General features: G+C 65.4%; 24 protein-coding genes. 17 read left to right on the forward strand and 7 right to left on the reverse strand.

The window, feature by feature from the left end:
- Positions 1–40: 40 nt before the first annotated feature.
- The 3 genes from hdaA to JN302_RS27600 are packed head-to-tail and all read right to left on the reverse strand — an operon-like array spanning position 41 to position 2,424.
- Positions 41–736, reverse strand: a complete 696-nt coding sequence (hdaA, locus tag JN302_RS27590) for a DnaA regulatory inactivator HdaA (protein ID WP_202329837.1) — start codon at positions 734–736, stop codon at positions 41–43.
- Entirely contained in the window at positions 723–1,895 is a 1,173-nt protein-coding gene (locus JN302_RS27595) for an AI-2E family transporter (RefSeq protein ID WP_202329838.1), read from the reverse strand. Before JN302_RS27595 ends, hdaA begins: the two co-directional genes overlap by 14 nt.
- Complete coding sequence (locus JN302_RS27600) at positions 1,867–2,424, reverse strand: CDP-alcohol phosphatidyltransferase family protein (protein ID WP_202329839.1); 558 nt, start codon at positions 2,422–2,424, stop codon at positions 1,867–1,869. Before JN302_RS27600 ends, JN302_RS27595 begins: the two co-directional genes overlap by 29 nt.
- Before the next feature lie 179 nt (positions 2,425–2,603).
- Here JN302_RS27600 and purM point away from each other — a divergent pair, with 179 nt between their 5' ends.
- The 3 genes from purM (at position 2,604) to JN302_RS27615 (ending at position 5,052) form a co-directional block, all read left to right on the forward strand.
- The gene (gene purM / locus JN302_RS27605; protein ID WP_202329840.1) at positions 2,604–3,668 is read left to right on the forward strand and encodes a phosphoribosylformylglycinamidine cyclo-ligase; all 1,065 of its coding nucleotides are present in this window, start codon (positions 2,604–2,606) and stop codon (positions 3,666–3,668) included.
- The gene (purN, locus tag JN302_RS27610; protein ID WP_202329841.1) at positions 3,665–4,378 is read left to right on the forward strand and encodes a phosphoribosylglycinamide formyltransferase; all 714 of its coding nucleotides are present in this window, start codon (positions 3,665–3,667) and stop codon (positions 4,376–4,378) included. The genes purM and purN overlap by 4 nt, the downstream gene beginning before the upstream one ends.
- Positions 4,379–4,536: 158 nt before the next feature.
- Positions 4,537–5,052 (forward strand): SixA phosphatase family protein, encoded by a 516-nt coding sequence (locus JN302_RS27615; protein ID WP_202329842.1) that lies wholly within the window; start codon positions 4,537–4,539, stop codon positions 5,050–5,052.
- Positions 5,053–5,086: 34 nt separating this feature from the next.
- Here the strand turns inward: JN302_RS27615 and JN302_RS27620 are convergent, their stop codons facing one another.
- Positions 5,087–7,192: a molybdopterin-containing oxidoreductase family protein gene (locus tag JN302_RS27620; RefSeq protein ID WP_202329843.1), complete on the reverse strand. Its 2,106-nt coding sequence runs from the start codon at positions 7,190–7,192 to the stop codon at positions 5,087–5,089.
- Positions 7,193–7,301: 109 nt separating this feature from the next.
- Here JN302_RS27620 and JN302_RS27625 point away from each other — a divergent pair, with 109 nt between their 5' ends.
- The 4 genes from JN302_RS27625 (at position 7,302) to JN302_RS27640 (ending at position 10,177) form a co-directional block, all read left to right on the forward strand.
- Positions 7,302–8,177, forward strand: coding sequence for a 23S rRNA (adenine(2030)-N(6))-methyltransferase RlmJ (locus tag JN302_RS27625; RefSeq protein ID WP_202334464.1), 876 nt, complete (start codon positions 7,302–7,304; stop codon positions 8,175–8,177).
- A 68-nt stretch (positions 8,178–8,245) separates the two neighbouring features.
- Positions 8,246–8,710, forward strand: a complete 465-nt coding sequence (locus JN302_RS27630; protein ID WP_202307303.1) for a hypothetical protein — start codon at positions 8,246–8,248, stop codon at positions 8,708–8,710.
- A 14-nt stretch (positions 8,711–8,724) separates the two neighbouring features.
- Positions 8,725–9,447 carry a ribonuclease T2 family protein gene (locus JN302_RS27635; RefSeq protein ID WP_202329844.1) on the forward strand — a complete coding sequence of 241 codons (723 nt, stop codon included), beginning with the start codon at positions 8,725–8,727 and terminating at the stop codon, positions 9,445–9,447.
- Between the two features lie 130 nt (positions 9,448–9,577).
- Positions 9,578–10,177 carry a glutathione S-transferase gene (locus tag JN302_RS27640; RefSeq protein ID WP_202329845.1) on the forward strand — a complete coding sequence of 200 codons (600 nt, stop codon included), beginning with the start codon at positions 9,578–9,580 and terminating at the stop codon, positions 10,175–10,177.
- 307 nt (positions 10,178–10,484) lie between these two features.
- Here JN302_RS27640 and JN302_RS27645 read toward each other — a convergent pair whose 3' ends face one another.
- Positions 10,485–11,147, reverse strand: coding sequence for an outer membrane protein (locus JN302_RS27645; RefSeq protein WP_202307308.1), 663 nt, complete (start codon positions 11,145–11,147; stop codon positions 10,485–10,487).
- 377 nt (positions 11,148–11,524) lie between these two features.
- On the opposite strand from JN302_RS27645, the gene JN302_RS27650 reads away from it, so the two are divergent.
- The 7 genes from JN302_RS27650 to JN302_RS27680 all read left to right on the forward strand — a co-directional run bounded on the left by JN302_RS27650 (position 11,525) and on the right by JN302_RS27680 (position 19,016).
- A complete protein-coding gene (locus tag JN302_RS27650; RefSeq protein ID WP_202307309.1) occupies positions 11,525–12,286 on the forward strand; it encodes an SDR family oxidoreductase in 762 nt (253 codons plus the stop codon).
- A gap of 74 nt (positions 12,287–12,360) precedes the next feature.
- Positions 12,361–14,367, forward strand: coding sequence for an excinuclease ABC subunit UvrC (gene uvrC / locus JN302_RS27655; protein WP_202334465.1), 2,007 nt, complete (start codon positions 12,361–12,363; stop codon positions 14,365–14,367).
- A 98-nt stretch (positions 14,368–14,465) separates the two neighbouring features.
- Positions 14,466–15,056, forward strand: a complete 591-nt coding sequence (pgsA, locus tag JN302_RS27660) for a CDP-diacylglycerol--glycerol-3-phosphate 3-phosphatidyltransferase (RefSeq protein ID WP_202329846.1) — start codon at positions 14,466–14,468, stop codon at positions 15,054–15,056.
- A 3-nt stretch (positions 15,057–15,059) separates the two neighbouring features.
- Positions 15,060–15,314 (forward strand): molybdopterin converting factor subunit 1, encoded by a 255-nt coding sequence (gene moaD / locus JN302_RS27665; RefSeq protein ID WP_202329847.1) that lies wholly within the window; start codon positions 15,060–15,062, stop codon positions 15,312–15,314.
- Between the two features lie 7 nt (positions 15,315–15,321).
- Positions 15,322–15,795 carry a molybdenum cofactor biosynthesis protein MoaE gene (locus tag JN302_RS27670; RefSeq protein ID WP_202329848.1) on the forward strand — a complete coding sequence of 158 codons (474 nt, stop codon included), beginning with the start codon at positions 15,322–15,324 and terminating at the stop codon, positions 15,793–15,795.
- A 78-nt stretch (positions 15,796–15,873) separates the two neighbouring features.
- Positions 15,874–16,641 (forward strand): YbaY family lipoprotein, encoded by a 768-nt coding sequence (locus tag JN302_RS27675; RefSeq protein ID WP_202329849.1) that lies wholly within the window; start codon positions 15,874–15,876, stop codon positions 16,639–16,641.
- A 110-nt stretch (positions 16,642–16,751) separates the two neighbouring features.
- Complete coding sequence (locus tag JN302_RS27680; RefSeq protein ID WP_202329850.1) at positions 16,752–19,016, forward strand: putative bifunctional diguanylate cyclase/phosphodiesterase; 2,265 nt, start codon at positions 16,752–16,754, stop codon at positions 19,014–19,016.
- Positions 19,017–19,090: 74 nt separating this feature from the next.
- Here the strand turns inward: JN302_RS27680 and ndk are convergent, their stop codons facing one another.
- Positions 19,091–19,513 (reverse strand): nucleoside-diphosphate kinase, encoded by a 423-nt coding sequence (ndk, locus tag JN302_RS27685; protein ID WP_202329851.1) that lies wholly within the window; start codon positions 19,511–19,513, stop codon positions 19,091–19,093.
- Between the two features lie 83 nt (positions 19,514–19,596).
- Positions 19,597–20,289, reverse strand: coding sequence for a glutathione S-transferase family protein (locus JN302_RS27690; RefSeq protein WP_202329852.1), 693 nt, complete (start codon positions 20,287–20,289; stop codon positions 19,597–19,599).
- A gap of 68 nt (positions 20,290–20,357) precedes the next feature.
- Between JN302_RS27690 and JN302_RS27695 the strand changes: the two genes are divergently transcribed.
- The 3 genes from JN302_RS27695 (at position 20,358) to JN302_RS27705 (ending at position 23,624) form a co-directional block, all read left to right on the forward strand.
- Positions 20,358–20,870 carry a DinB family protein gene (locus tag JN302_RS27695; protein ID WP_202307318.1) on the forward strand — a complete coding sequence of 171 codons (513 nt, stop codon included), beginning with the start codon at positions 20,358–20,360 and terminating at the stop codon, positions 20,868–20,870.
- 73 nt (positions 20,871–20,943) lie between these two features.
- Positions 20,944–22,821, forward strand: coding sequence for an ABC-F family ATP-binding cassette domain-containing protein (locus tag JN302_RS27700; RefSeq protein ID WP_202329853.1), 1,878 nt, complete (start codon positions 20,944–20,946; stop codon positions 22,819–22,821).
- Complete coding sequence (locus JN302_RS27705) at positions 22,818–23,624, forward strand: crotonase/enoyl-CoA hydratase family protein (protein WP_202329854.1); 807 nt, start codon at positions 22,818–22,820, stop codon at positions 23,622–23,624. The genes JN302_RS27700 and JN302_RS27705 overlap by 4 nt, the downstream gene beginning before the upstream one ends.
- The last annotated feature ends 7 nt before the right edge of the window (positions 23,625–23,631 follow it).

The raw sequence follows: 23,631 nt of genomic DNA on the forward strand, positions 1-23,631 counted from the left end.
CAATGCCACCCTTCCTGGACACAGCTCGGAGCCGGGTCGGTCAGAAAAGCTCGCCCTGCCCCTCGTCCATCGCGCTTATGATCTCGGCGGCCATCGCCCGCGTGATGCGGCTCTTCTGCTCGAGCGCGACCCGGTCCAGCCTCTGCACCACACGAATCGCGGTCGACAGCGAGCGCTCGATGCGCCGCACGACATACTGCACCACATGCGGCTCGACCTCGACCTGGCGGTCGGCGAAGAGCTTGGTGATGACGCCGGCAAGCAGGACGTCGTCCGGTTCGCGGATCTCGACAGTGGCGGCCGCTTTCAGCCGGGACGCCAGGTCGGGCAGCCGCACTCCCCAGGCCGCTGGGAACCGGCGGGCCGTCAGGAGGAGATGCGTGCCGGCTCCGCGCACGGCGTTGATCAAATGGAAAAGCCCGTTCTCGTCGAGCGGACCGCTGTCGGCATCGTCGATGAAGACCGGGCCGGACGACGCCGCATCGACGGCCTCACCTCCGATGTCGCCGCATCCCACGTGCCGCGCATCCGCCATCTCGCACCAGATGGCGCCAAGATGCGACTTGCCCGACCCGGCCGGCCCGGCCAGCACCACGACGGGCGACGGCCAGTCCGGCCACCGGTCTATCAAGGACACCGCGTCGCGATTGGCGACCGACACGACGAGGTCGTCGCGCGAGCGACCCTCGGCATGCGCGAGATCGAGCGGAAGCTGGCGTGCTCTATTTCGGGCCATGCGCGCCCGGCGCCTCCGGATGGGGCGGGACCCCTTCGACCTCGCCCTGGTGGCCTATGTAGAGAGGTGAAGCCAGATAGCGCTTGATTGCAAAGCGCACCAGCACCGCGACGGCCGCCGCCGCCGGCACCGCGATCAGCAGTCCGACAAAGCCGAACAGCGCGCCGAAGGCGAACAGCGCGAACATCAGCCAGACCGGATGGAGCCCGACGCTCTTTCCGACGAGCCTCGGCTGCAGAATGTTGCCCTCGACGAACTGGCCAAGGAAGAAGACGGCGGCGACGGCGCCGATCATATAATAGTCCGGCCAGAACTGGACGATCGCCACGCCGATCGACAGCACCAGCCCGACCAGAGACCCGACATAGGGAATGAAGCTGATCAGCCCCGCGAACAGGCCGATCAGGATGCCGAAGTTCAATCCGACCAGCGTCAGGCCGATAGCGTACATGATGCCGAGCACGAGGCACAGCGTGCCCTGGCCGCGCACGAAACCGGCGGTGGCGGTGTTGATGTCGGCAGCGATCTCGCGGACGGTCCCGACATGGTCGCGCGGCACCCAACTGTCGACCCTGGCGACCATGCGATCCCAGTCGAGCAGCATATAGAAAGCCACCACCGGGGTGACAATGAACAGGCCGGCGACGTTGAAGAGCGCCACGCCCGAATCCCAGATCGACTTCATGATGGTCGACACGAAACCGGCGCTCGACGTCAGGAGCGAGTTCAGGCCTTCGCGCAGGCTGTCGGCCTCGATGCCGAAGCGCTTTTCGAGCCATGTCGGATCGTAGCTGGTGATCAGCGACTGGAGCTGGCTGAGATAGCTCGGCATCCTCGCGATGAAATCGGAAAGCTGCGTGGCGAGCACCGGGATGAGGATGACCAGGGCCAGGACCAGCACGATCACGAAGGCGACCAGGATCAGCACCGTCGCGGCCAGGCGCGACATGCCCAGACGCTGCAGCCGGTCGGCCACGGGATCGAGGAAGTAGGCAAGCACCATGCCGGCCACGAAGGGCAGCAATATGTCGCTGAAGACGTAGATGAACAGCGCAAAGACGGCGGCGGCGACGAGCCAGAAGCGGAGCTGGCGCCGCAGCGCCGCCAGGGCAAGCTCGGTCGCCCCGTCCTCACCCACCTGAATTCTTGCCTTCGCCATAGCCGCTCATATGCCTCAGCCAGCCTACGAGATAGGCCGCGGCGGAAGCGACGGTCAAGGTGCCGGACAGCAGCACCAGCCCGTCGCGCACCGGTCCCACGTCGGCCCCGAAGGCGAGCTCCCCCAGGACGAAGGCAGCCAGCACGATCTGCACGGCCGTGTTGGCCTTGGACACGAAGAGCGGCTTCATCTCGACCGGATGAGCCATGATCGTCGACAAGAGCACGGCGCCGACGATCAGGGCGTCGCGGGAAACGGCGGCGATGACCAGCCAGAGCGGCAGTTCGCCCATGAAGCCCAGCACGACGAAGACGCTGACGAGAAGCAGCTTGTCGGCCATCGGGTCGAGATAGGCGCCGAGTTCGGAGCGCTGGTTGAAGTTGCGGGCAATGAAGCCGTCGACTGCATCGGAAATGCCGGCGACGAGGAAGCCGGCGAGCGCCCACTCCATGCGTCCGGACAGCAGGGCAAAGACGACGCCCGGTACCAGGAAAAAGCGCAACAGCGTGATCATGTTGGGTATTGTCACCTGTCCTCCTTTCCTTCCGACATCGCCGCACTCGGCTCGATACATGGTCCACCGGACCGACAATCGCAAGATGCGAGGCCGATTTGCGAGACTGCGGCGGATTTCTCGTCATGCCTTGCGACGACAGGCACTTCATGCGAAGAGCCCGCTGAAGATCCAGGGCCAGCGAAGGAAACGCCATGAGCGAACGGCAGAACGGGCTGACCTATGCTGCGGCAGGCGTCGACATCGACGCCGGCAACGCGATGGTCGAGAAGATCAAGCCGCTGGTGCGCTCCACGCGCAGACCTGGGGCCGATGGCGAGATCGGCGGCTTCGGCGGCCTGTTCGACCTCAAGGCCGCCGGCTTCAGCGACCCGGTTCTGGTCGCGGCCAATGACGGCGTCGGCACCAAGCTCAAGGTGGCGATCGAATCCGGTCGGCACGAGACAATCGGCATCGACCTTGTCGCCATGTGCGTCAACGACCTCGTCGTACAGGGCGCGGAGCCGCTGTTCTTCCTCGACTACTTCGCGACGGGCAAGCTGGACCCAGACCAGGGGGCGGCGATCGTCGGCGGCATCGCCGAGGGCTGCAGGCAGGCGGGCTGCGCGCTGATCGGCGGCGAAACGGCAGAGATGCCCGGCCTTTACCGCGAAGGCGACTACGACCTCGCGGGGTTCGCCGTCGGCGGGGCCGAGCGCGGCCAGCTGCTGCCGACCGACGACATCGTCGAGGGCGACGTGCTGCTCGGCATCGCCTCCTCGGGCCTCCATTCGAACGGCTTCTCGCTGGTGCGGCGCATCATCGCCGAGTCCGGGCTCGCCTGGACCGACCAGGCGCCCTTCGGCGTAAAACAGAGCCTCGCCGAGGCGCTGCTCGAGCCGACACGCATCTATGTGAAGTCGGTCCTCAAGGCCATCCGCGGAACGCACGGCCTCAAGGCGCTCGCCCATATCACCGGCGGCGGTTTCCCCGAGAACATCCCGCGCGTGCTGCCCAAGGACTTCGCGGCCGAACTCGACCTCGACGCCATCGAGGTCCCGGCCGTCTTCTCCTGGCTGGCCAAGGCCGGCGGCGTGGCCCCGGCCGAGATGATGCGGACTTTCAACTGCGGGATCGGCATGGTCATCGTCGTGGCGAACGGGCAGGCGGCCCAGGTCGCGGCAGTGCTCCAGGAGGCGGGCGAGACGGTCACGCCGATCGGCCGCATCGTGCCGCGTCGCGACGCCGGCGTCATCTATCGCGGAGCGATCGGCCTATGACGGACAAACGCAAGCGCGTCGCCGTACTCATCTCCGGGCGCGGGTCCAACATGGCGGCGCTGATCGCGGCTGCGAAGGAACCGGCATATCCGGCCGAGATCTGTGGGGTCGTGTCCGACAATACGGAAGCGGCGGGCCTGGCGGTCGCCGCGGCGAACGGCGTCCCCTGCAAGGTCGTCGCGCGGCGCGATTTCGCCGACCGGCAAGCCCATGATTCGGCGATCGACGCCGCGCTGGCCGGCTTCAAGGCCGAGTTCGTCGCACTGGCCGGCTATATGCGCCTTCTCTCCGCCCCCTTCGTACGGAAATGGCAGGGACGGATGATCAACATCCACCCGGCGCTGCTGCCCTCCTTCAAAGGGCTCGACACCCATCGGCGCGCGCTCGACGCCGGCTGCCGCATCCATGGCTGTACAGTGCATTTCGTGACGCCCGAAATGGACGACGGGCCGATCATCGCACAAGCTGCGGTCCCGGTGCTCACAGACGACACGGAGGAGAGCCTCGCGAGCCGCGTGCTCAAGCTGGAGCACAAACTCTATCCGGTCGCGCTCGCGCTCCTCTGCGACGGCAAGGCGCGCATGGAGGGCGACTGCACGGTGCTCGCTCCTGCCGGCCTCCAGGAGCGCAACGCGGCGCAGTTCGTGATGGCGCCGGAATTCGCGAGCGCGGAACGGAGCCTCGAAGACCTGGCCCGCTTCACACCATAGATGCCTGGGATCTGCGCAGAAATGCCTGGCGAAGTGGCTGGCCGCACCGGCATCGGCGTCTTCCGATGGCTGATGCTCGCTCCTTGCATTAACCTTGTCGGTCACGGGCTGGCGACTACCTCTCGGGAGGTCGGCCGCCGGCCTCTATCGGAGGCGATATGAAGAGACTGCTCCTGCTTCGCCACGCAAAATCGAGCTGGGACGACCTCTCGCTCGCCGATTTCGAGCGGCCGCTTTCCCTGCGCGGCCTGAAGGCAGCCCCGCTCATGGGGCGCGAAATTGCGGCTCGCGACTGGTTGCCCGACCGCGCCCTGGTGTCGCCGGCTGTGCGTACTCATGCCACCTGGGATCTCGTCGCGACCCAATGGCCGGCCCAGCCGCCGGTCAGCTTCCCTGAGACACTCTACGACGCCATGCCCGAGGAGATACTCGGCGAGTTGCGCGGCACGCCGGAGAGCGCCTCGACACTCCTCGTCATCGCCCACAATCCCGGCCTCCAGCAATTCGCCGCCGGGCTAGCAGGCGGAACGTCCGACCAGAAGGCACTGGCGAGGCTTCGCCAGAAGTTCCCGACCGCCGGCCTCGCGCGGCTCGTCTTCGACGGCAAATGGCGGGACCTGCGTTTCGACGGAGCGAGGCTGACGCATTGCCTGCGCCCGAAGGATCTGGGCTGAGCCCATCCCCAGGCTCTGCTTGCAGCCGGAACCGTCAGGCCGCCTTCACCCAGACTTTGTTGTCGTGGAAGGCGGCACCGCCGTAAGGAGCGCCGGCATCGGCCCCGGTAAGGACATTGATGCCCTCCCCGCGCTCATGGGCGGTGTTCGGCCAGATGCCCTCGGCGATCACCACGCCCCGACGGATGCCCTCGAAGAGTTTCGCGTGCAGCACCACCGCGCCGCGCCGATTGCCGATCTCGACCCGCTCGCCGTTGTCCAGCCCGAGCGCCGCCGCATCCTCGGGATGGATCAGCAGTTCAGGCTTTCCCTCGCGGTTCTTCGAGCCGGGGGTCTCCGTGAAGGTCGAATTGAGGAAGGAGCGCGCCGGCGACGTCGCCAGCCTGAACGGATGCTCGGCATCGGCGGTCTCGATCAGGTCGACATGATCGGGGAACTCGGGCAGCCGGTCGTGAGGCCCCATCAGCCCCATCGTCCTAGGCGGCCGGTTGGGCGCGGCCGTGCCCGTCCAGTCCGGCCGGAAACGGAACTTGCCGTCCGGGAACGCGAAGCCCTTGACGAAATGCGCTTCCTCGAAGGGCGGCTGCACATCGGCCCAGCGCTCTTCCTTGAATGTGGCGAACGTGCCAAGACCGCGCTTGCCGAGCATGCGGTCGATATGGTCCTGTTCGGTCATGCCGAAGCCTGGCATATCCGCTACGCTGAGCCTTTTGGCCAGTTCCTCGACGACATAGTGGTTGGTGCGCGGACCGGCCGGCGGCTCGATGAGCTTGGGACCGAGAATGATGTGCTGGTTGCCGCCACCGCGATAGATGTCGTCATGTTCCATGAACATGGTGGCCGGCAGCACCACGTCGGCGAGTTGCGCCGTATCGGTCATGAACTGCTCGTGCACGCACATGAACAGGTCGTCGCGCAGCATGCCGCGACGAACCAGACGCTGCTCGGGCGCGACATTGGCCGGGTTGGTGTTCTGCACCAGCATCGCCGTCACAGGCGGCCCGCCATACAGCGCTTCCGGCTCGCCGGTGAGCACCGGGCCGATCCTGGACTGGTCGAGATGGCGAATCTTCGGGTCGACGAGACTGCGCCCCTCCAATTCGCTCTTGTCCATGCGGAAAATGTCGGAATTGGAGTGGAACGCGCCTCCGCCCTCATATTGCCAGGAACCGGCGACGGCCGCGATCGACAGCGCCGCATGCATGTTGACGGCTCCGTTGCGCTGGCGCGCGAAACCGTAGCCAAGCCGGAAGAAGGTGCGCCTGGTCGTGCCGACGAGGCGCGCGAAAGCCTCGATGTCGTCGACCGGCACACCCGTGATGGCCGACGCCCATTGCGGTGTCCGGTCGCGCAGATGAGCTTCGAGACCGGCCGGATCGTCTGTGTATTTCCGGAGAAAATCGCGGTCCGCGAGCCCGTCGCGGAACAGGACATGCATGACCGCGCAGGCCAGCGCCCCGTCGGTCCCGGGCCTGACCACGAGGCCGATGTCGGCCTGCTTCATGGTCGCGTTCTCGTAGACGTCGATGACGACGATCTTCGCGCCACGCTCCTTTCGCGCCCGCACCGCATGGGTCATCACATTGACCTGGGTGACCACGGCGTTGGTGCCCCAGATTACGACGCAATCGGATTTGGCCATTTCGCGCGGATCGGAGCCGATCAGCCTCCCGGTGCCGACGACATAGCCGGTCCAGGCGAGATTGGTGCAGATCGTATCGAAGAAGCCGGAATATTTCTTGGCGTGCCGCAGTCGGTTGATGCCGTCGCGCTGCACGAGACCCATGGTGCCGGCGTAATAATAGGGCCAGACCGTCTCGCTGCCGTGGCGGGCCTCCGCGGCGATGAACTTTTCCGCCACGAGGTCGAGCGCGGCCTCCCAACTGGCCTCCTTCCAGCGCCCTTCGCCCTTGCCGCCGATGCGCACCAGCGGCTTCAGCAGCCTGTCCGGGTGGTGGATGCGCTCGGCGTAGCGCGCGACCTTCGCGCAGATAACACCGGCGGTGTAGGAATTGCCTTTGGCGCCATGGACGCGGCCGATACGGTTGTCGTCCAGGACTTCGACGTCGAGCGCGCAGGTCGACGGGCAGTCGTGAGGGCAGGCCGAATGGCCGATTCTGATCTTGGCGTGCTGGTTCATGCCGGAAAACTAGCGGTTTTCGGCGGAGCCGTGTAGACGCCTCGCGGGAAAACATTTGATGCAGAAGTCCGCCCGAGGCGACGACGCCTCCCGAGCCGGGGACCCTTCGATGAACTACCGCCACGCCTATCATGCCGGGAATTTCGCCGACGTGGTCAAGCATGCCGCACTTGCCCGTCTCGTCGAATATCTGAAGCAGAAGGACAAGGCCTTCCGGGTGCTGGATACCCATGCCGGCATCGGCCTCTACGACCTTTCCTCCGACGAAGCGCAAAAGACGGGCGAGTGGCGGGAAGGCATCGGCCGGATCATCGACGCACCCTTGCCGCCGCAGGCCGCGACACTTCTTTCCCCCTATCTGGACGCCGTTCGCGACGTGAACCTGGCCGGCAGGCTCACGCGCTATCCCGGCTCTCCTGCGATCGTCCGTCACCTCCTGCGCAAGCAGGATCGGCTTTCCGCGATCGAGCTTCATCCGGACGACGCCGGGCGGCTCGCCCGCCATTTCGCCGGCGATTTCCAGACGCGCGTGATCGAGCTCGACGGCTGGCTCGCCCTCGGCGCGCATCTGCCGCCCAAGGAAAAACGCGGTCTGGTGCTCGTCGATCCACCTTTCGAGGAGGAGGGCGAGTTCGGGCGGCTGCTCGACGGGCTTGCCAGGGCCTATCGCCGCTGGCCGGGTGGAATCTATGTGTTGTGGTACCCGATCAAGGACCGTCGGGCGGTCGACGCTTTTCGCGCCGGTTTGGCGGCGGCCGGCATCGCCAAGATCCTCGATCTGCGTTTCGAGATCCGGAGCCCCTCCCCCGAGCCCCGGCTCGACGGAACCGGCCTGATCGTCGTCAACCCGCCCTTCACGTTCGAGAACGAGATACGGGTCGTCCTGCCGGCGCTCCACCGCCTGCTTGCGGAAAAACCGGCAGCGCGCTGGTCGGTCGAATGGTTGGCGGGCGAAAGGCCCGGCGCAACCGCAACGGGCGCTTGACCCAACGGCGCTTCACAAGCAGAGTGCCGGCGTGCCGGGCTGAATCGCGTCGGCAACGGAGAGATGTCATGAACCGCCTCATTGCCCTCGCCCTGGCCACCGCGATGACCGCCAGCTCGGTCTTCACTGGACCAACCGTGGCCTCGGCGGCGGACCTGGGCGCGGGTAGCTATGCCGAATATTCGGGCGCGTGCAGCCAGGGCTGGGTGCTGCGCGCAATCAGGCATCGTTTCCGCCATCAGGTGACGCATGTGCCTAACCTGCCCGACGTCAGCATCGTCGATTTCAGCCGGATCCACGAAAACCGCTACATCCCCTTCACCGAAGGCAACGTTCCGTTCGCCGACAATAACCCGATCGGACGAACCTATTGCGGCGCGACCGTAGCCCTGTCGGACGGTTACAGCCGCGATATCTGGTACCTTATCGAGGAGGGCCAGGGATTTGCCGGCGTCGGCGACAACGTCGAGTTCTGCGTCTCAGGCTTCGATCGCTGGTACGTCTATAACGGCCATTGCCGCATCCTGCGCTGATCTGAAACATGTCCATGCGGGGGCCGCTCAGGCTTGCCGCCATCGCTGTCCTGGTTGCCGCGGCGTTCTTCCTGGTCTGGTGGGATCAGCGCGCCGGCGCTCCGACTGAAACGGCCGCGCAGCCTCCCAAGGCAGACAGACAGCGGGCTGGACCGCAACTCGGCAGCGGCTTCGACTTCTATCTGCTCTCGCTGTCCTGGTCGCCCTCCTATTGCGAGGCGGAGGGCCCGGATGCCAATCACCAGCAATGCGGCTCCGACCGCCCATATGGCTTCGTCGTTCACGGGCTCTGGCCGCAGTTCGAGCAAGGATTTCCCGAAAACTGTGCGACCGGCGAGCCTGACGTCGCGAGCCAGACGGTGCGCCGGTTCTACGACCTCATGCCCTCTGCCGGGTTGATACGGCATCAATGGCGCAAGCACGGCACCTGCTCCGGGCTCGACCAGAGGGACTACTTCGCCACGCTGCGCGCGGCGCATGACAAGGTGGCCGTTCCGGAAGAATTCCGCAGCCTCGATGCCTATCGCACGGTGGCGCCCGGTGCTGTCGAGGATGCCTTCCGCCGGGCCAACCCGATGCTGCCTGCGCAGGGGATCACGATCGCCTGCGACGAACGCTATCTCCGGGAAGTCCGCATCTGCCTCACGAAAGAGCTGGCATTCCGCCCCTGCCCCGCGATCGACCGGCGCTCATGCCGGTCGACCGCAGCTGTTATGCCGCCCGTGCGAGGCCGCTGAGCTTCGTATCGCTGGATCATCGAATTTGCCCCGAATGCCGTTCCCACCGTCGGCTGCAATGCTCTAACGTCCCGCAGGAATGCGATTCCCGGCGGCATTCCAAAGTTTCGGTCCGGGCTTGCGAGGAAGCATGCCAAAGGTTCTTTATTCTCCACCGTCACCTTACAGCGCCAAGGTCCGCATGGCGGCTGCCTATGCCGGCGTGGCGGTCGAATTCGTGACGGTCGACACCAATGCCGAACCTGTCGAGTTGATCGGTGCCAATCCGCTCGGCAAGATTCCGGTTCTCATCGCCGACGACGGACAGGCCGTCTACGACAGCCGCGCCATCACGCAATATCTGAACCGCATTTCGGGCAATCGGCTCTTTCCGCGCAATCCGGAGAAGCGGACCGAGGCCGAGGGCCTCGAAGCGCTGGCCGACGGCATTTGCGACTGCCTGCTCGCCCATGTCTATGAGCGGCGCTCGCGGCCGGAGGAGAAGGTCCACCAGCCTTGGCTGGACAAACAATGGTCGAAGGTGTCACGCGCGCTCGACCAGCTCAACGCGGCGCCGCCCAAGCTGCCGAAGAAGATAACGGCGGGCCAGATCGCGCTGCGCGCTACGCTTGGCTATCTGGCATTGCGTTTTCCTGGCCAGTGGGAACGCGGCCGCGGCAAGCTCAAGCGCTGGGCCGATCGATTCGATCAGAAGTTCCCGGAACTCGCGCCTTTCGTTCCCTCTGCCTGATTCCAACGGCACTGGATGATGACACATCCGGTGGGGTGGATGCTGAGCATCGACCCGGCCTCAATCGCCTGCGTGGCCCCTCCGGCCGCTTGGCTTTCGCGCCAACAGGCGTGGGCCACGCGGTCGCGCGCTCCCACGGTCGATATCATTGACCATCGGTATGAACCCTGCCGCGAAGGCACGACGCGCTCCAGCTAAGAAAAAAGCCGAGCACGAGGCCCGGCTTTCCCAACGATGCAAGCGTGCCTACACGAGACGTCGGCCTCCAGCCCGGGGGGACAGGCCATCGGCCGGCACGCCGGCCTCGTCAGAACTTCATGCCAAGGCCGAACATCACGCGGTTGTCGCGCGAGTCGACCGACTGCACACCGCTTCCGGTGTTGAAGTCCGCGCTGCCGAAATCGGTGTAGCGGTACTCCACGCGTCCGAAGACGTTCTCGGTGACCTTCACGTCGACACCGGCGCCCGCCGTCCAGCCGAGCAGCGTATTGCGGTCGCTCCCGGCTGCGTCCTCGATCTTCAGGCTCTGCGCGGCACCGCCGGCCGTGCCGTAGATCAGGACATTGTCGGTCGCGGCCACGCCGATGCGAGCGCGCAGCGAACCGTCCATGCCCGAACGCGACTCGGTGCCCAGCGCGTCGCCCTTCAGGTTGGCGTAGTTCAGGTCGACTTCACCGCCGAACACGAACATGCCGTTCTGGAAGTTGTAGCCGCCGAAGGCGCCGCCGATGAAGCCATCGGTGTCGATGTCGGTGGACGGCGTCCGGGTGCGGCCCGAAAAGCCGTAGCCGAGTTGGACACCGGCATAGGGGCCGGACCAGGTGTTGAGCGGCGGCTGCTCCATCGGAGCGGCCGGTGCCGGCGGCTCTTCCATGACAGCGTCCGCGGCATTGGCGGGGATAATTCCGAGAAGGGCCACAAGGCCGAAGGCCGCGGCAACCGGCCGGGCGAATTTCATCTTGGCTGACATTCTTGTTACTCCGTATCACAAGGCACTGGTCGCACGATTCCCATGCGAGGCACTTCGGATCGTCCGGGGGTCAAACGGCCCGGTGCCTTACGAGCCCGAATGTCGTGGCCAAATGCGGCTGAAGCGCACCTGAATTTCGGTCATTCCCCGGCGCCAATGAGGCGGAAGGTTGACGTTGCACTTTCGCAACAGAATTGTCAGTAAGCTGTGGTTTTCCAAGGCTTTGAGAGCTTGGAGGAGCACCTGCCTCGCCCTATACTCGGTTCCCGGCGGCTGAATCGCGACACGGCGCGGCGCCGTCGCCACAGTGTTGCCCAAAGCTCTAACACCGGGAAAACGATTTGGCGCTGCACAGAGGACCAGGAACGGATGGAAGCGTGGAAGCCCCGGCAAATGTCCTGATCACCGGGGCGGCAAGACGAATCGGCAAGGCGATTGCCGAGGACCTGGCCGCGCACGGCTTCGGTGTCGCCATCCATTGCAACACCGCGCGGGACGAGGCGCTTGGGCTGAGCGCGGCCATCCGGGATCGCGGGGGCAAGGCTGCTGTGGTGCAGGCCGACCTCACCGATACCGGCGCGACAGCAGAACTGATGGGGCGGGCGATCGAGGCGATCGGGCCGGTCTCGATCCTCGTCAACAACGCTTCGGTGTTCGAGGACGATTCGCCGCGCGACTTCGGCTGGGACGTATGGGACAGGCATTTCGACCTGCACCTGAAGGCGCCCGTTCTGCTCGCCAGAAACCTCGACTTGGTCTTGCCGGAGGGTAAGGAAGGACTTGTGGTCAACATCATCGACCAAAGGGTCTGGCGGCTCAATCCGCGTTATTTCTCCTACACGCTGTCGAAGTCCGCGCTGTGGACGGCGACGCAGACGCTGGCCCAGGCACTGGCCCCGAAGGTCAGGGTCAATGCCATCGGCCCCGGCCCGACTTTCGCCAATTCGCGCCAGCGGCGGGAGGACTTCCAGGCCCAAATCGATGGGCTTATCCTGCGCCGCAATCCAGCCCTTGGCGAGTTCGGCGCCACGGTGCGATATCTGTGGCAGGCGGGCTCGGTGACTGGACAGATGATCGCGGTCGACGGCGGCCAGCATCTTGCATGGCAGACCCCGGATGTGACAGGCATGGCGGAATGACCGGTCGATCCCACAACCAGCCACCGTTGGCGCGAGCTCGCCAGGGCATCGCCACGGACGATGTCGCCGGCTACATGCCGGGCAATGCGGAGGAAGAGGAAGCTCCGATCCCGGAAGAGATCGCCTCTGCCGACGGTCCAGCCCTGCCCTTCACCCGCATCGACTGGGACAACCGCGAGAGCGGCGATGCAGACGGCAAGGTCGGTGCGGATGTGATCCAGACCCTGGTCCGGCGCCTGCCTAATTCGCCCGGCGTCTACCGGATGATGAACGCCGTCGGCGACGTGCTCTATGTCGGCAAGGCGCGCAGCCTGAAGAAACGGGTCACCAACTACGCGCAGGGCCGCTTCCACACCAACCGCATCGGCCGGATGGTGCGCGAGACGGCGACGATGGAATTCGTCGTCACCCGCACAGAGACCGAAGCGCTGCTGCTCGAAGCGAATCTTATCAAGCGGTTGCGGCCGCGCTTCAATGTGTTGATGCGGGACGACAAGTCGTTCCCCTATATCCTTCTGACAGGCGACCACGCCTCGCCCGGCATCTTCAAGCACCGGGGAGCACGATCGCGCAAGGGCGATTATTTCGGCCCCTTCGCGTCGGCCGGCGCAGTCGACCGCACCATCAACTCGCTGCAGCGCGCGTTCCTGCTGCGCAGTTGCACCGATTCGGTTTTCGAGAGCCGCACCCGGCCTTGCCTGCTCTACCAGATCAAGCGCTGTTCCGGTCCGTGCACCGGCGAGATCTCCGCCGACGACTATGCCGAACTCGTCGCCGAGGCGAAGGATTTCCTTTCGGGCCGCAGCCAGGGCGTGAAGGCGGAGATCTCGTCGGCCATGCTCAGGGCCGCCGAGGACCTCGATTTCGAGCGCGCGGCCATCTATCGCGATCGGCTCGCGGCGCTGAGCCATGTCCAGAGCCATCAAGGCATCAACCCGCAGTCGGTCGAGGAGGCCGACGTCTTCGCCATCCATCAGGAGGGCGGCCAGACCTGCATCCAGGTCTTCTTCTTCCGCACCGGTCAGAACTGGGGCAACCGCGCCTATTTTCCGAAGGCCGATCCGGCGCTCGAGCCGGGCGAGGTTCTGGGCTCTTTCCTGGCGCAGTTCTACGACGACAAGCCGTCGCCCAAATCCATCCTTCTGTCCCGCGCGATCGACGAACGGGAATTGCTCGAGGAGGCTCTGTCGACCCGGGCCGGACATAGGGTTTCCGTCGGCGTGCCCCTGCGCGGCGAGAAGAAGGACCTCACCGATCACGCCCTGCAGAACGCCCGCGAGGCGCTCGGGCGGCGGCTGGCGGAGACTTCGACACAGGCACGGCTGCTCGCCGGATTCGCCGAGACCTTCGGTCTGGCGCGGGCGCCGGAGCGCATCGAGATCTACGACAATTCGCACATCATGGGCACGAACGCCGTAGGCGCCATGGTCGTCGCAGGGCCGGAAGGCTTCGTGAAGAACCAGTACCGGAAGTTCAACATCCGCTCGACCGAGATAACCCCAGGTGACGACTTCGGCATGATGCGCGAGGTGATGGAGCGCCGCTTCTCGCGCCTGCTCAAGGAACACGGCACGCCGCGGCAATCCGACGCCGAAGCGGAGGAGGAGGTGGGCCACTCGGCGTTCCCTGCCTGGCCCGACGTCATCCTGATCGACGGCGGCCAGGGCCAGATGACGGTCGTGCGGGCGATGCTGGCCGAGCTCGGCGTCTCCGACAGGGTCGCCGCGATCGGCGTGGCCAAGGGCCAGGATCGCGAGGCAGGCCGCGAGCGCTTCTTCGTCGACGGCAAGCCCTCCTTCATGCTGCCTGTGCGCGATCCGGTGCTCTATTTCGTGCAGCGCCTACGGGACGAGGCGCATCGCTTCGCGATCGGGTCCCATCGCGCCCGGCGCAAGAAGGAGATGGTGAAGAGCCCGCTCGACGAGATCACCGGCATCGGGCCAAGCCGCAAGCGGGCCCTGCTCCACCATTTTGGCACCGCCAAGGCCGTCAGCCGGGCGGCGATCGAGGATCTCATGGCCGTCGAGGGCATCTCCGAGTCGACGGCGCGGCTCGTCTACAATCATTTTCACGAGAGTTGAGCCGGAATAGCGTCATATTCGGCTGGCACATCGATTTCAGCCAGTTGACCCCCCACATTCGCATCTGTTTTGAGTACGCAATCGAAAAAGAGTAAGAGATGGCACGGCGCGCGTTCAACCTTCCGAACATACTGACCTACGGCCGCATCCTGGCGGTGCCGTTGGTCGTGCTGTGCTTCTTCCTTGAGGGGCGCCTGCAATCGAGCGACTTCGCGCGCTGGTCGGCGCTGGCGATCTTCATCGCGGCGAGCGTCACCGATTATTTCGACGGTTATCTGGCGCGCGCCTGGCAGCAGACCTCGAGTATCGGTCGCATGCTCGACCCGATCGCCGACAAGCTGCTGGTCTCGACCTGCCTGCTCCTGCTCGCCGCGGACACCGACCGCACCATCGCGGGCTGGTCGCTTTGGGCCGCGATCATCATCCTGTGCCGCGAGATCCTCGTCTCGGGCCTGCGCGAATACCTTGCGGGGCTTAAGGTCAGCGTGCCGGTGACGCAGCTCGCCAAATGGAAGACAACAATCCAGATGGTGGCGATCGCCGTGCTGCTCGCCGGCCCCGCGCTCGACAAGATCGTCCCTTACGCGACCGAGACCGGTATCGTGCTGCTCTGGATTTCCGCGCTGGTCACGCTTTATACAGGCTATGACTACTTCCGCGCCGGGTTGAAGCACATAATCGACGAGTAGCGCATGACGAAGCTCATCTATTTCGCCTGGGTGCGCGAGCGGATCGGCAAGAGCGACGAGGAAATCGACCTGCCCGCTTCGGTGCAGACTGTCGCCGACCTGCTGCACTGGCTGAAGTCGCGCGGCGAAGGCTACGAGGCCGCGCTCGAACACCCCCAGGTGATCCGCGTGGCGATCGATCAGGAGCATGTCAGCCATCGCGAGCCGGTTGCCGGCGCCCGCGAGATCGCCCTGTTCCCTCCGATGACGGGAGGCTAGTCGAGCGATGTCGGCGCGTGTCGTCCCGGTCGTGCGCATCCAGGCGGAGGATTTCGACACCGCCGTCGAGATCGACAGCATGACACGCGGACGGACGGATGTCGGCGCTGTCGTCACATTCACCGGACTTTGCCGGGACGAGGCGGGCGCCCTGTCCGCACTCGAGCTCGAGCATTACCCGGTCATGGCCGAGGCCGAGATCTCCCGCATCGCGACCGAAGCCGCCGAGCGCTGGCCGCTCGGCGGGCTGACCGTCGTACACCGCCACGGCAAGATCCGCCCGGGAGAGAACATCGTCCTCGTCGTCACGGCCTCGGCGCATCGCCAGGCCGCCTTCGACGCGGCGTCCTTCCTCATGGACTACCTGAAGTCGCGTGCGCCCTTCTGGAAGAAAGAACATCGCGCCGACGGCGGTAGCGGCGGCTGGGTCGAGGCAAAGGCTTCCGACGATGAGGCGGCCGCCCGCTGGTCGCGGGACTGAGCGGTCCGTCCGGCGACCGCCACGGAACGACCGCATTCGCGTGGTCGGCTGGTCTCCTGGAAACACGGGAGGCCTTCCTTGTTCGGCAAGATCGCGGAACTGCTCGTCTTCGGCTTCCCACCGCTCGTCATCGCCATGCTGGCTACCTCTTCCGCCTCGTTCGCGACGGAGAAGACCATCTCCGGTGAAGTCCTCTATCGCGAGCGCATCGCGCTGCCGCCCAATGCCGTGCTCACCGTACAGCTCGTCGACATCTCGCTCGCCGGCGCTCCGGCATCGGTCGTCGGGAAGCAGGTCGTCGACCCGGCAGGGCAGGTCCCGATCAGGTTCACGATCGTCTTCGATCCTGCGGTGATACAGGGCAAGGCCCAATATGCGCTGGAAGCGCGTATCACGATCGACAATTCGATCTGGTTCATCAACGACATCCGCCACTCCGTGGACCCGCTGCAGGCCCCGCCGCAATCGATGGTGCTCAAGATGGTGCGTCAGTCGGAAACGCCGGCGGCACCCTCGATTTTCGACGCCACCTGGCTGGTCGACGACATCGAGGGGACCGCCCTCGGCGGCGAGGCGCGCGTGACCTTCGCCGTCAGCGCGGACGGCAGGGTCTCGGGCAGAGGCCCGTGCAACGGCTATTTCGGAACCGCCGAGATTCATGACGGCTCGATCAAGATCGGCGATATCGGCTCGACCATGATGGCCTGCGCTCCCGATTTGATGGAACAGGAAAAGAATTTTTTCGAAGCATTGGGCAGGACGGCACGCTTCCGCGTCGGCAACGGCAAGCTCATCCTGTCCGACGCGGCGGCGAAGGACATAATGCACCTTTCCGCCGGCAGTTGATCTGGCGGGATAAGCCGCTGTTAAGCATGTCCGTCAAGGCTCTGTTTTCTTAGAGAATTTGTAAGCCCGGCGTCGTAGCCTCGCGCGGCGTCAACCTTGTACCGAGTTCAATGCCTGGCTTCCACAGCGCCCTGATCGATTTCGGGTCCAGCGCCAACTGGCTGATCGCCGCGTGGCTCGTCCTGTCCGCGCTGGTCGCCCTGGCGGCGCTCCGCTATCGTCGGCTCTACCGCGCGGCGCGCGCCGGCCGCGCCAGGCTCGCCGACCTGATCGACAACCTGTCGGAAGGCATCTACACCTCGTCGCTCGACGGCAGGCAGCTCAGCGCCAACAAGGCCCTGGTGCAGCTGAACGGCTATTCCAGCGAGCGCGAGATGCTCGCCAGGGTCAAGGATATCGGGACCGAGTGGTATGTCGATCCCTCCCGGCGCGCCGCGTTCCGCGACGCGCTGGAGCGCGACGGCAGGGTCGAAGACTTCGTTTCGGAAATCTACCGCCACAAGACGCGCGAACGCATCTGGATCTCCGAATCGGCGCGCCTCGTCCTCGATCCGACCACCGGCAATCCGCTCCACTATGAAGGCTCGGTCCGCGACATCACGGTGCTGGTGCGTCGGCTCAGCCTGGAGGAACGTTTCCAGAAGCTGACACGCGAGCTGCCAGGCGCGCTTTTCCAGCTCGTGACCAGGGCCAGCGGCGTGGCCGAAGTCCTTTATGTCAGCGCCGCCTTCACGCGGATCACAGGCATCCCGCTCGAAGAATTCGTCGAGCGCCCGCGGAGCCTCTTCGGACGCGTGCACGGCGCCGACATCTCGGGCCTCAGGCGTTCGCTGAGAAGGGCTACCGAGAAGCGGCAGAGCTGGGACCACGAATTCAGGCTCCGCCTTCGCGACGGCACAGAGAAATGGGCGCGCGTCGCAGCCACGCCTGAATTCAGGGAAGCCGGCATCATCTGGCATGGCTATCTCACCGACATCTCGACCCGCAAGAGCAACGAGATGGAGATAGAACGGCTCGCCTATTTCGATCCGCTCACGGAGCTTCCAAACCGGCGCATGTTCCTGAACCGCATGGCCCAGGCCATCGTCGGCAGCGAGAGGCGAGGCGACCACGGCGTGCTGCTGTTCATCGACCTCGACAATTTCAAGACGCTCAACGACACGCAGGGGCATGACGTCGGCGACGCTTTCCTCGTCCAGGTGGCGGCGCGCCTCGAGCGCTGCCTCGCGCCAAGGGACCTCGTCGCGCGCATCGGCGGGGACGAGTTCGTGGTCATTCTCGAAGCCGCCGGCGTCGACGAGGCAAATGCGACGCGCCACGCCATCGTGGTGGCAAACCGGCTGCTCGTGACCCTGCGTGAGCCTTTCGAGCTCGCAGCGGTTCGCCACCTCGCCTCGGCAAGCGTCGGCGTGGTGGTGTTCGACGGTGCAGAGGCTCGCCCCGACGAGATCCTGAAGCGTGCCGATATCGCCATGTACCAGGCCAAGGCAGCGGGCAGGAACGGGATGGCCCTGTTCGACCCGGCCAGCCTGGAGCGCGAACGCGAACGTTTCCGACTGGTCGGAGACCTGCGCGCCGCGCTCGGCGGTACAGAACTCGAGCTGCACTTCCAGCCGCAGGTCGACGATCGCGGAGTCATCATCGGCGCAGAAGGACTGCTGCGCTGGAACCATCCGCGGCTCGGCATGATCTTTCCGGATCGGTTCATCCCGCTCGCGGAGCAGTTCGGACTGATCGAGGAACTCAGCCGAGCCGTATTCGACCTCGGCCTGGCCGCCCTCGCCTCCTGGCAACGCGATCCCGCGACCGCGCATCTCAGGCTCGCGCTGAATGTGAGCGTGCAGTCCTTCAACTGCGACAGCTTCGGGGCGATGCTGGGACAGATGGTGCGCTCCCATGCCGTCGATGCGACGCGGCTGACGCTGGAACTGACGGAACATGTCATGGCCCGCGACCACGAACGCGTCGCCCGGCTGATGGCCGAGATCAAGGACCTGGGCGTGCGCCTGTCCCTCGACGACTTCGGCACGGGCTACTCCTCGCTCGCCTATCTGAAGACCCTGCCCTTCGACGAACTCAAGATCGACGGGCGTTTCGTCGCCGATATAGAGACCGGCGAAAGCGACCGGGCGCTTGTGAAGACCATCCTGGCCATGGCGCGCAATCTCGGCCTCACCTCGGTCGCCGAGCATGTCGAGAACATCCGCCAGCAGGCATTCCTGCGGGCCTTCGGATGCGATTGCTTCCAGGGCTATCTCTATGGCAAGGCAGTACCGGCAGCCGATTTCCTCGATCGCCTGCGCGAGGGCGGCACACCGCAACCCGCAACCCTCCGCAGCGGGCATCCGTCTCGACGGGACTGGATCGCGTCATGAGAAAAAGCCGGGGCGCGAACCCCGGCTTTTTCAAGTCGAATCAATTATTTATCGTATCAGGCACCGAAACCGATTCAGCCCACGATCTCGGTGTCGGAGAACCAATACCTGATCTCCTGCGCGGCGGTCTCCGGAGCGTCGGAGCCGTGCACCGAATTCTCGCCGATCGACAGGGCATGAACCTTGCGGATGGTGCCCTCGGTCGCATTGGCCGGATTGGTGGCGCCCATGATTTCACGGTTCAGGGCGATCGCATTTTCACCCTCGAGAACCTGAACGATCGTCGGGCCGGACGACATGAATTCGCAGAGCTCGTCGAAGAACGGGCGTCCGCGATGGACCGCGTAGAAGCCCTCGGCCTCGCGGCGGCTCATCCACACGCGCCGGGACGCAACGACGCGAAGGCCGGCATCCTCCAGCATCTTGGTGATCGCACCGGTAAGGTTGCGCTTGGTCGCGTCGGGTTTGATCATCGAAAAAGTGCGTTCGATCGCCATCTTCTGTCCCTGTGTGGATGTCCTTGGAAAAGTGGCGGCTCTATACAGGCCGGATGCCGGATTGCCAAGGCCTCGCGGGCAAATCAGGCCGCGGCTGGAACGCCGCGCCCAAGTCCCTCGTGAAGATCCAGGCAGCGGCCGAACCATTCCGACACCGGGTCGTCAGCGGCGAGGAATTGATAGGGCGACGCCACCCGTACCCATTGCAGTGCGCCAAATACGATATAGTCGGGGAACAGCGGCGACGGGCCGCCGATCCAGGGCTGGTAGGCGAGCATCGACCGCAGCGGCTCCAGGGAACCGCGGAACGCTGCCAGCCCTGCATCTCGCCCGCCCGGCACCTCCTCCAGCTTCTTGCCGAAACGCGGCTCGCGGCTCTGCCGGAAATAGGCGCGGTTGGGCTCGTCCTGCATGCCGTAGATATCCATGAGGGCAGCCGCCCCCAGATAGGTATGCAGTATCGTCTGCGACCAGCGTTCGATGAAGCGGCTCATGGCCTCGCCTCCCTCGCCGCCGAACAGGCTTGGGCGATCGGGATAGGTCTCTTCGAGATAGAGCGCGATGGCGAAGGAATCGGCCACCACCCGCGCCCCGTCGCGGATCACGGGCACCGTCTTCGACACTCCGCCTTCCACTGTCGGCACATCGAGGAACCGTGTCGGTACCGTCTCGAATTCGAGCCCCTTATGGGCGAGCGACATCGCCGTCTTCCAGCAATGGGGGCTGTAGGGGCGAGATGGGTCCGAGCCGACGAGATCATAAAGCAGAATGGCCATTGGCGTTCCTAAGGGTGCAGTTTAGTGTCCGCCGCATATTTTCCGCTTCGCGTTTCAAAAGGAAGTCCATGAAGCAGCATTTCATGATGTTGGCCGCCTACAACCGTTGGGCCAACAGCCGCATCTACGACGCCGCCGCGGTACTGACTGAAGAGCAGTTCCGGCGCGACACGGGCGTATTCTTCAAGTCGCTCATGGGCACTCTGAACCACATCCTGGCAGCCGACCGCATCTGGATGAAACGCTTCACCGGGCAAGGCGAGGCGCCGACGACGCTCGACGCCGTGCTCCACGCGGATTTCGCCGGATTGCGGGCGGCGCGCGAGGCGGAAGACGCGCGCATCATCGACTGGACGGCGTCATTGACCGCAAAGGCTCTCTCCGGCCGCTTCACCTATATGCCGCTTACCGACATGCGCACCGTCTCGCAGCGGCTGGCACCCGCGCTCGACCATTTCTTCAACCACCAGACCCATCACCGGGGCCAGGCGCATGCGGTGCTGACAATGCTCGGCAGGCCCTCCGTAGTGCTCGACCTCGTCTATTTCCAGCGCACCGAGGACGGGCGACCCTACGCCTGAGGCCCCGATACAGGCGGCCAGCGCGAGGCGCGCCCTTGCCTTCGCCCGTAGGGTCGGCCAAAAAGCCGCCGCTATGCTTACGATCAATGACCTTTCGCTCCGTATCGCCGGACGCCTGCTTCTCGATCATGCTTCCCTCAGCCTGCCCGCCGGAGCGAAGGCCGGGCTGGTGGGGCGCAACGGAACCGGCAAGACAACGCTCTTCCGCGCCATCACCGGCGACATGTCGGCGGAGACCGGCTCGATCAGCCTCCCGCGCAATACGCGGATCGGCCAGGTCGCCCAGGAAGCGCCCGGCACCGAGGAGCCGCTGATCGACATCGTGCTCAAGGCCGATGTCGAACGCGCAGCCTTGCTGGAAGAGGAGAAGACCGCCACTGATCCGCACCGTATTGCCGAGATCCATACGCGCCTCGCCGACATCGACGCGCATTCGGCGGAGGCGCGCGCTGCAACCATTCTTGCCGGCCTGGGCTTCGATGCCGAAGCGCAGAAGCGACCTGCTTCGTCCTTCTCCGGGGGATGGCGCATGCGTGTGGCGCTCGCCTCTGTGCTGTTCGCCGAGCCCGATCTCTTGCTGCTCGACGAGCCGACCAACTATCTGGACCTCGAAGGAACGCTGTGGCTCGAGACCTACGTCTCGCGCTATCCGCATGCGGTTCTCCTGATCAGCCACGATCGCGACCTCCTGAACCGCGCCGTCAACTCGATCGTTCATCTCGACCAGAAGAAGCTCACCTTCTGGCGCGGCGGCTACGACCAGTTCGAGCGCCAACGGGCCGAGCAGCAGGCTCTACAGGAGAAGAGCCGCGTCAAGCAGGAGGCGCAACGCAAGCACCTGCAGTCCTTCGTCGACCGTTTCCGCGCCAAGGCCACGAAGGCCCGCCAGGCGCAATCGCGCATCAAGGCGCTGGAGAAGATGAAGCCGATCGCGGCGCTCATCGACGACACGGTGCGGCCCTTCAGGTTTCCCGAACCCGTCAAGACCGTCGCGTCGCCGATCATCGCCCTTGACGGCGTCTCTGTCGGCTACCAGCCCGGTCACCCGATCCTGAGAAAGATGTCGCTGCGCATCGATGCCGACGACCGCATCGCCCTGCTCGGCGCCAACGGCAACGGCAAGTCGACCTTTGCCAAGCTGCTTTCCGCCCGGCTGAAGGCGGAGACGGGCACCATGACGGTCGCGCCGGGGCTGAAGGTCTCGATCTTCGCGCAGCATCAGCTCGACGACCTCAGGCCGGAGGAGAATGCCTATGAGCATGTGCGCCGGCTGATGCCGGACGCGCCGGAATCCAAGGTGCGCGCCCGCGTCGCGCAGTTCGGCCTGGCAACGGAGAAGATGAATACCGCGGCCAAGGATCTTTCGGGTGGCGAAAAGGCACGACTCCTGATGGGGCTCTCCTCCTTCGAGGGACCGAACCTGTTCATCCTCGACGAGCCGACCAACCATCTGGACATCGATTCGCGCGAGGCGCTGGTGCATGCGCTCAACGATTTCCCTGGCGCCGTCATCCTCATCTCGCACGACCGTCACCTGATCGAGGCGACGGCCGATCGGCTGTGGCTGGTCCGCGACGGCTCCGTCCGTCCCTACGACGGCGATCTCGGCGACTATCGCCAGGAGGTGACTGGCGTCTCGGCCGACCGGAAGGAACGGCGCGAGGCCGACAAGGCGTCGAAGGCGGAACGGCGTCGCGATGCCGCGCAGCGCCGCCAGGCGCTCGAGCCGCTCGCCAAGCAGATCCGCGCGACCGAGGCCCTGATGGACAGGATCAGGAAACGCATCGACGGCATCGAAGACCAGCTCGCCGATCCGAGGCTCTACGAAAAGGACCCGAGTGCCGCCACGCAGCTTGCCAAAGAGCGTTCCGACCTGTCCAATGCGCTGGCCGGTCACGAAGAGACCTGGCTCACGCTTTCCGCGGAATACGAGGAAGGAATAGCCGAATGACGATCAGGGTCGAGCAGGACAGCGAGGTCACCATCGTCACGATCGACCGGGCGGAAGCCCGCAACGCGGTCAACCCCGACATGGCCCTGGCGCTGTTCAACGCTTTCCTCGCCTTCGAGCGCGACGACAAGCAGAAGGTCGCGGTGCTGACCGGCGTGCCCGGCGTCTTTTCCGCCGGCTTCGACCTGAAATGGGCGGCCGCCGGCGCCGGCGACACCTGGTTCGCCGAGCATGATCTCGACCGTTCCTTCGACGGGCGTGACGACCATCCGCGCAAGGGGCCGATGGGGCCGACCCGCTTGCTGCTCTCCAAGCCGGTGATCGGCGCCATCTCCGGCCCTGCCGTGGCGGGCGGCATGGAGCTCGCGCTCTGGTGCGACCTGCGCGTCATGGAGCAATCCGCCTATATGGGCGTCTATTGCCGCCGCTGGGGCGTGCCGCTGATCGACGGCGGCACTGTACGCCTGCCGCGCATCGTGGGTCACGGCAGAGCCATGGACCTGATCCTGACCGGCCGCAAGGTCGAAGCCGAGGAATGCCTCGTCATGGGCCTGGCGAACCGCGTGGTGCCGGACGGCACCTCGCTTGCCGCGGCGATCGAACTGGCGCAGGAGCTGACGCGCTTCCCGCAGGCCTGCATGCGCGCCGACCGCCTGTCGGCGATCCGACAATGGTCGCTCGACCCCGCGCGGGCGCTCGCCGGCGAATGGCGGAGCGCCGAAACCTTCCGCGCGGAGGGTCAGGCAGGGGCCGCTCGCTTCGCTTCCGGCAAGGGCCGGGGCGGCGATTTCGGAGAAATCTGAGGCGTGC

Source organism: Mesorhizobium sp. L-8-3, assembly GCF_016756615.1.
Taxonomy (GTDB): Bacteria; Pseudomonadota; Alphaproteobacteria; order Rhizobiales; family Rhizobiaceae.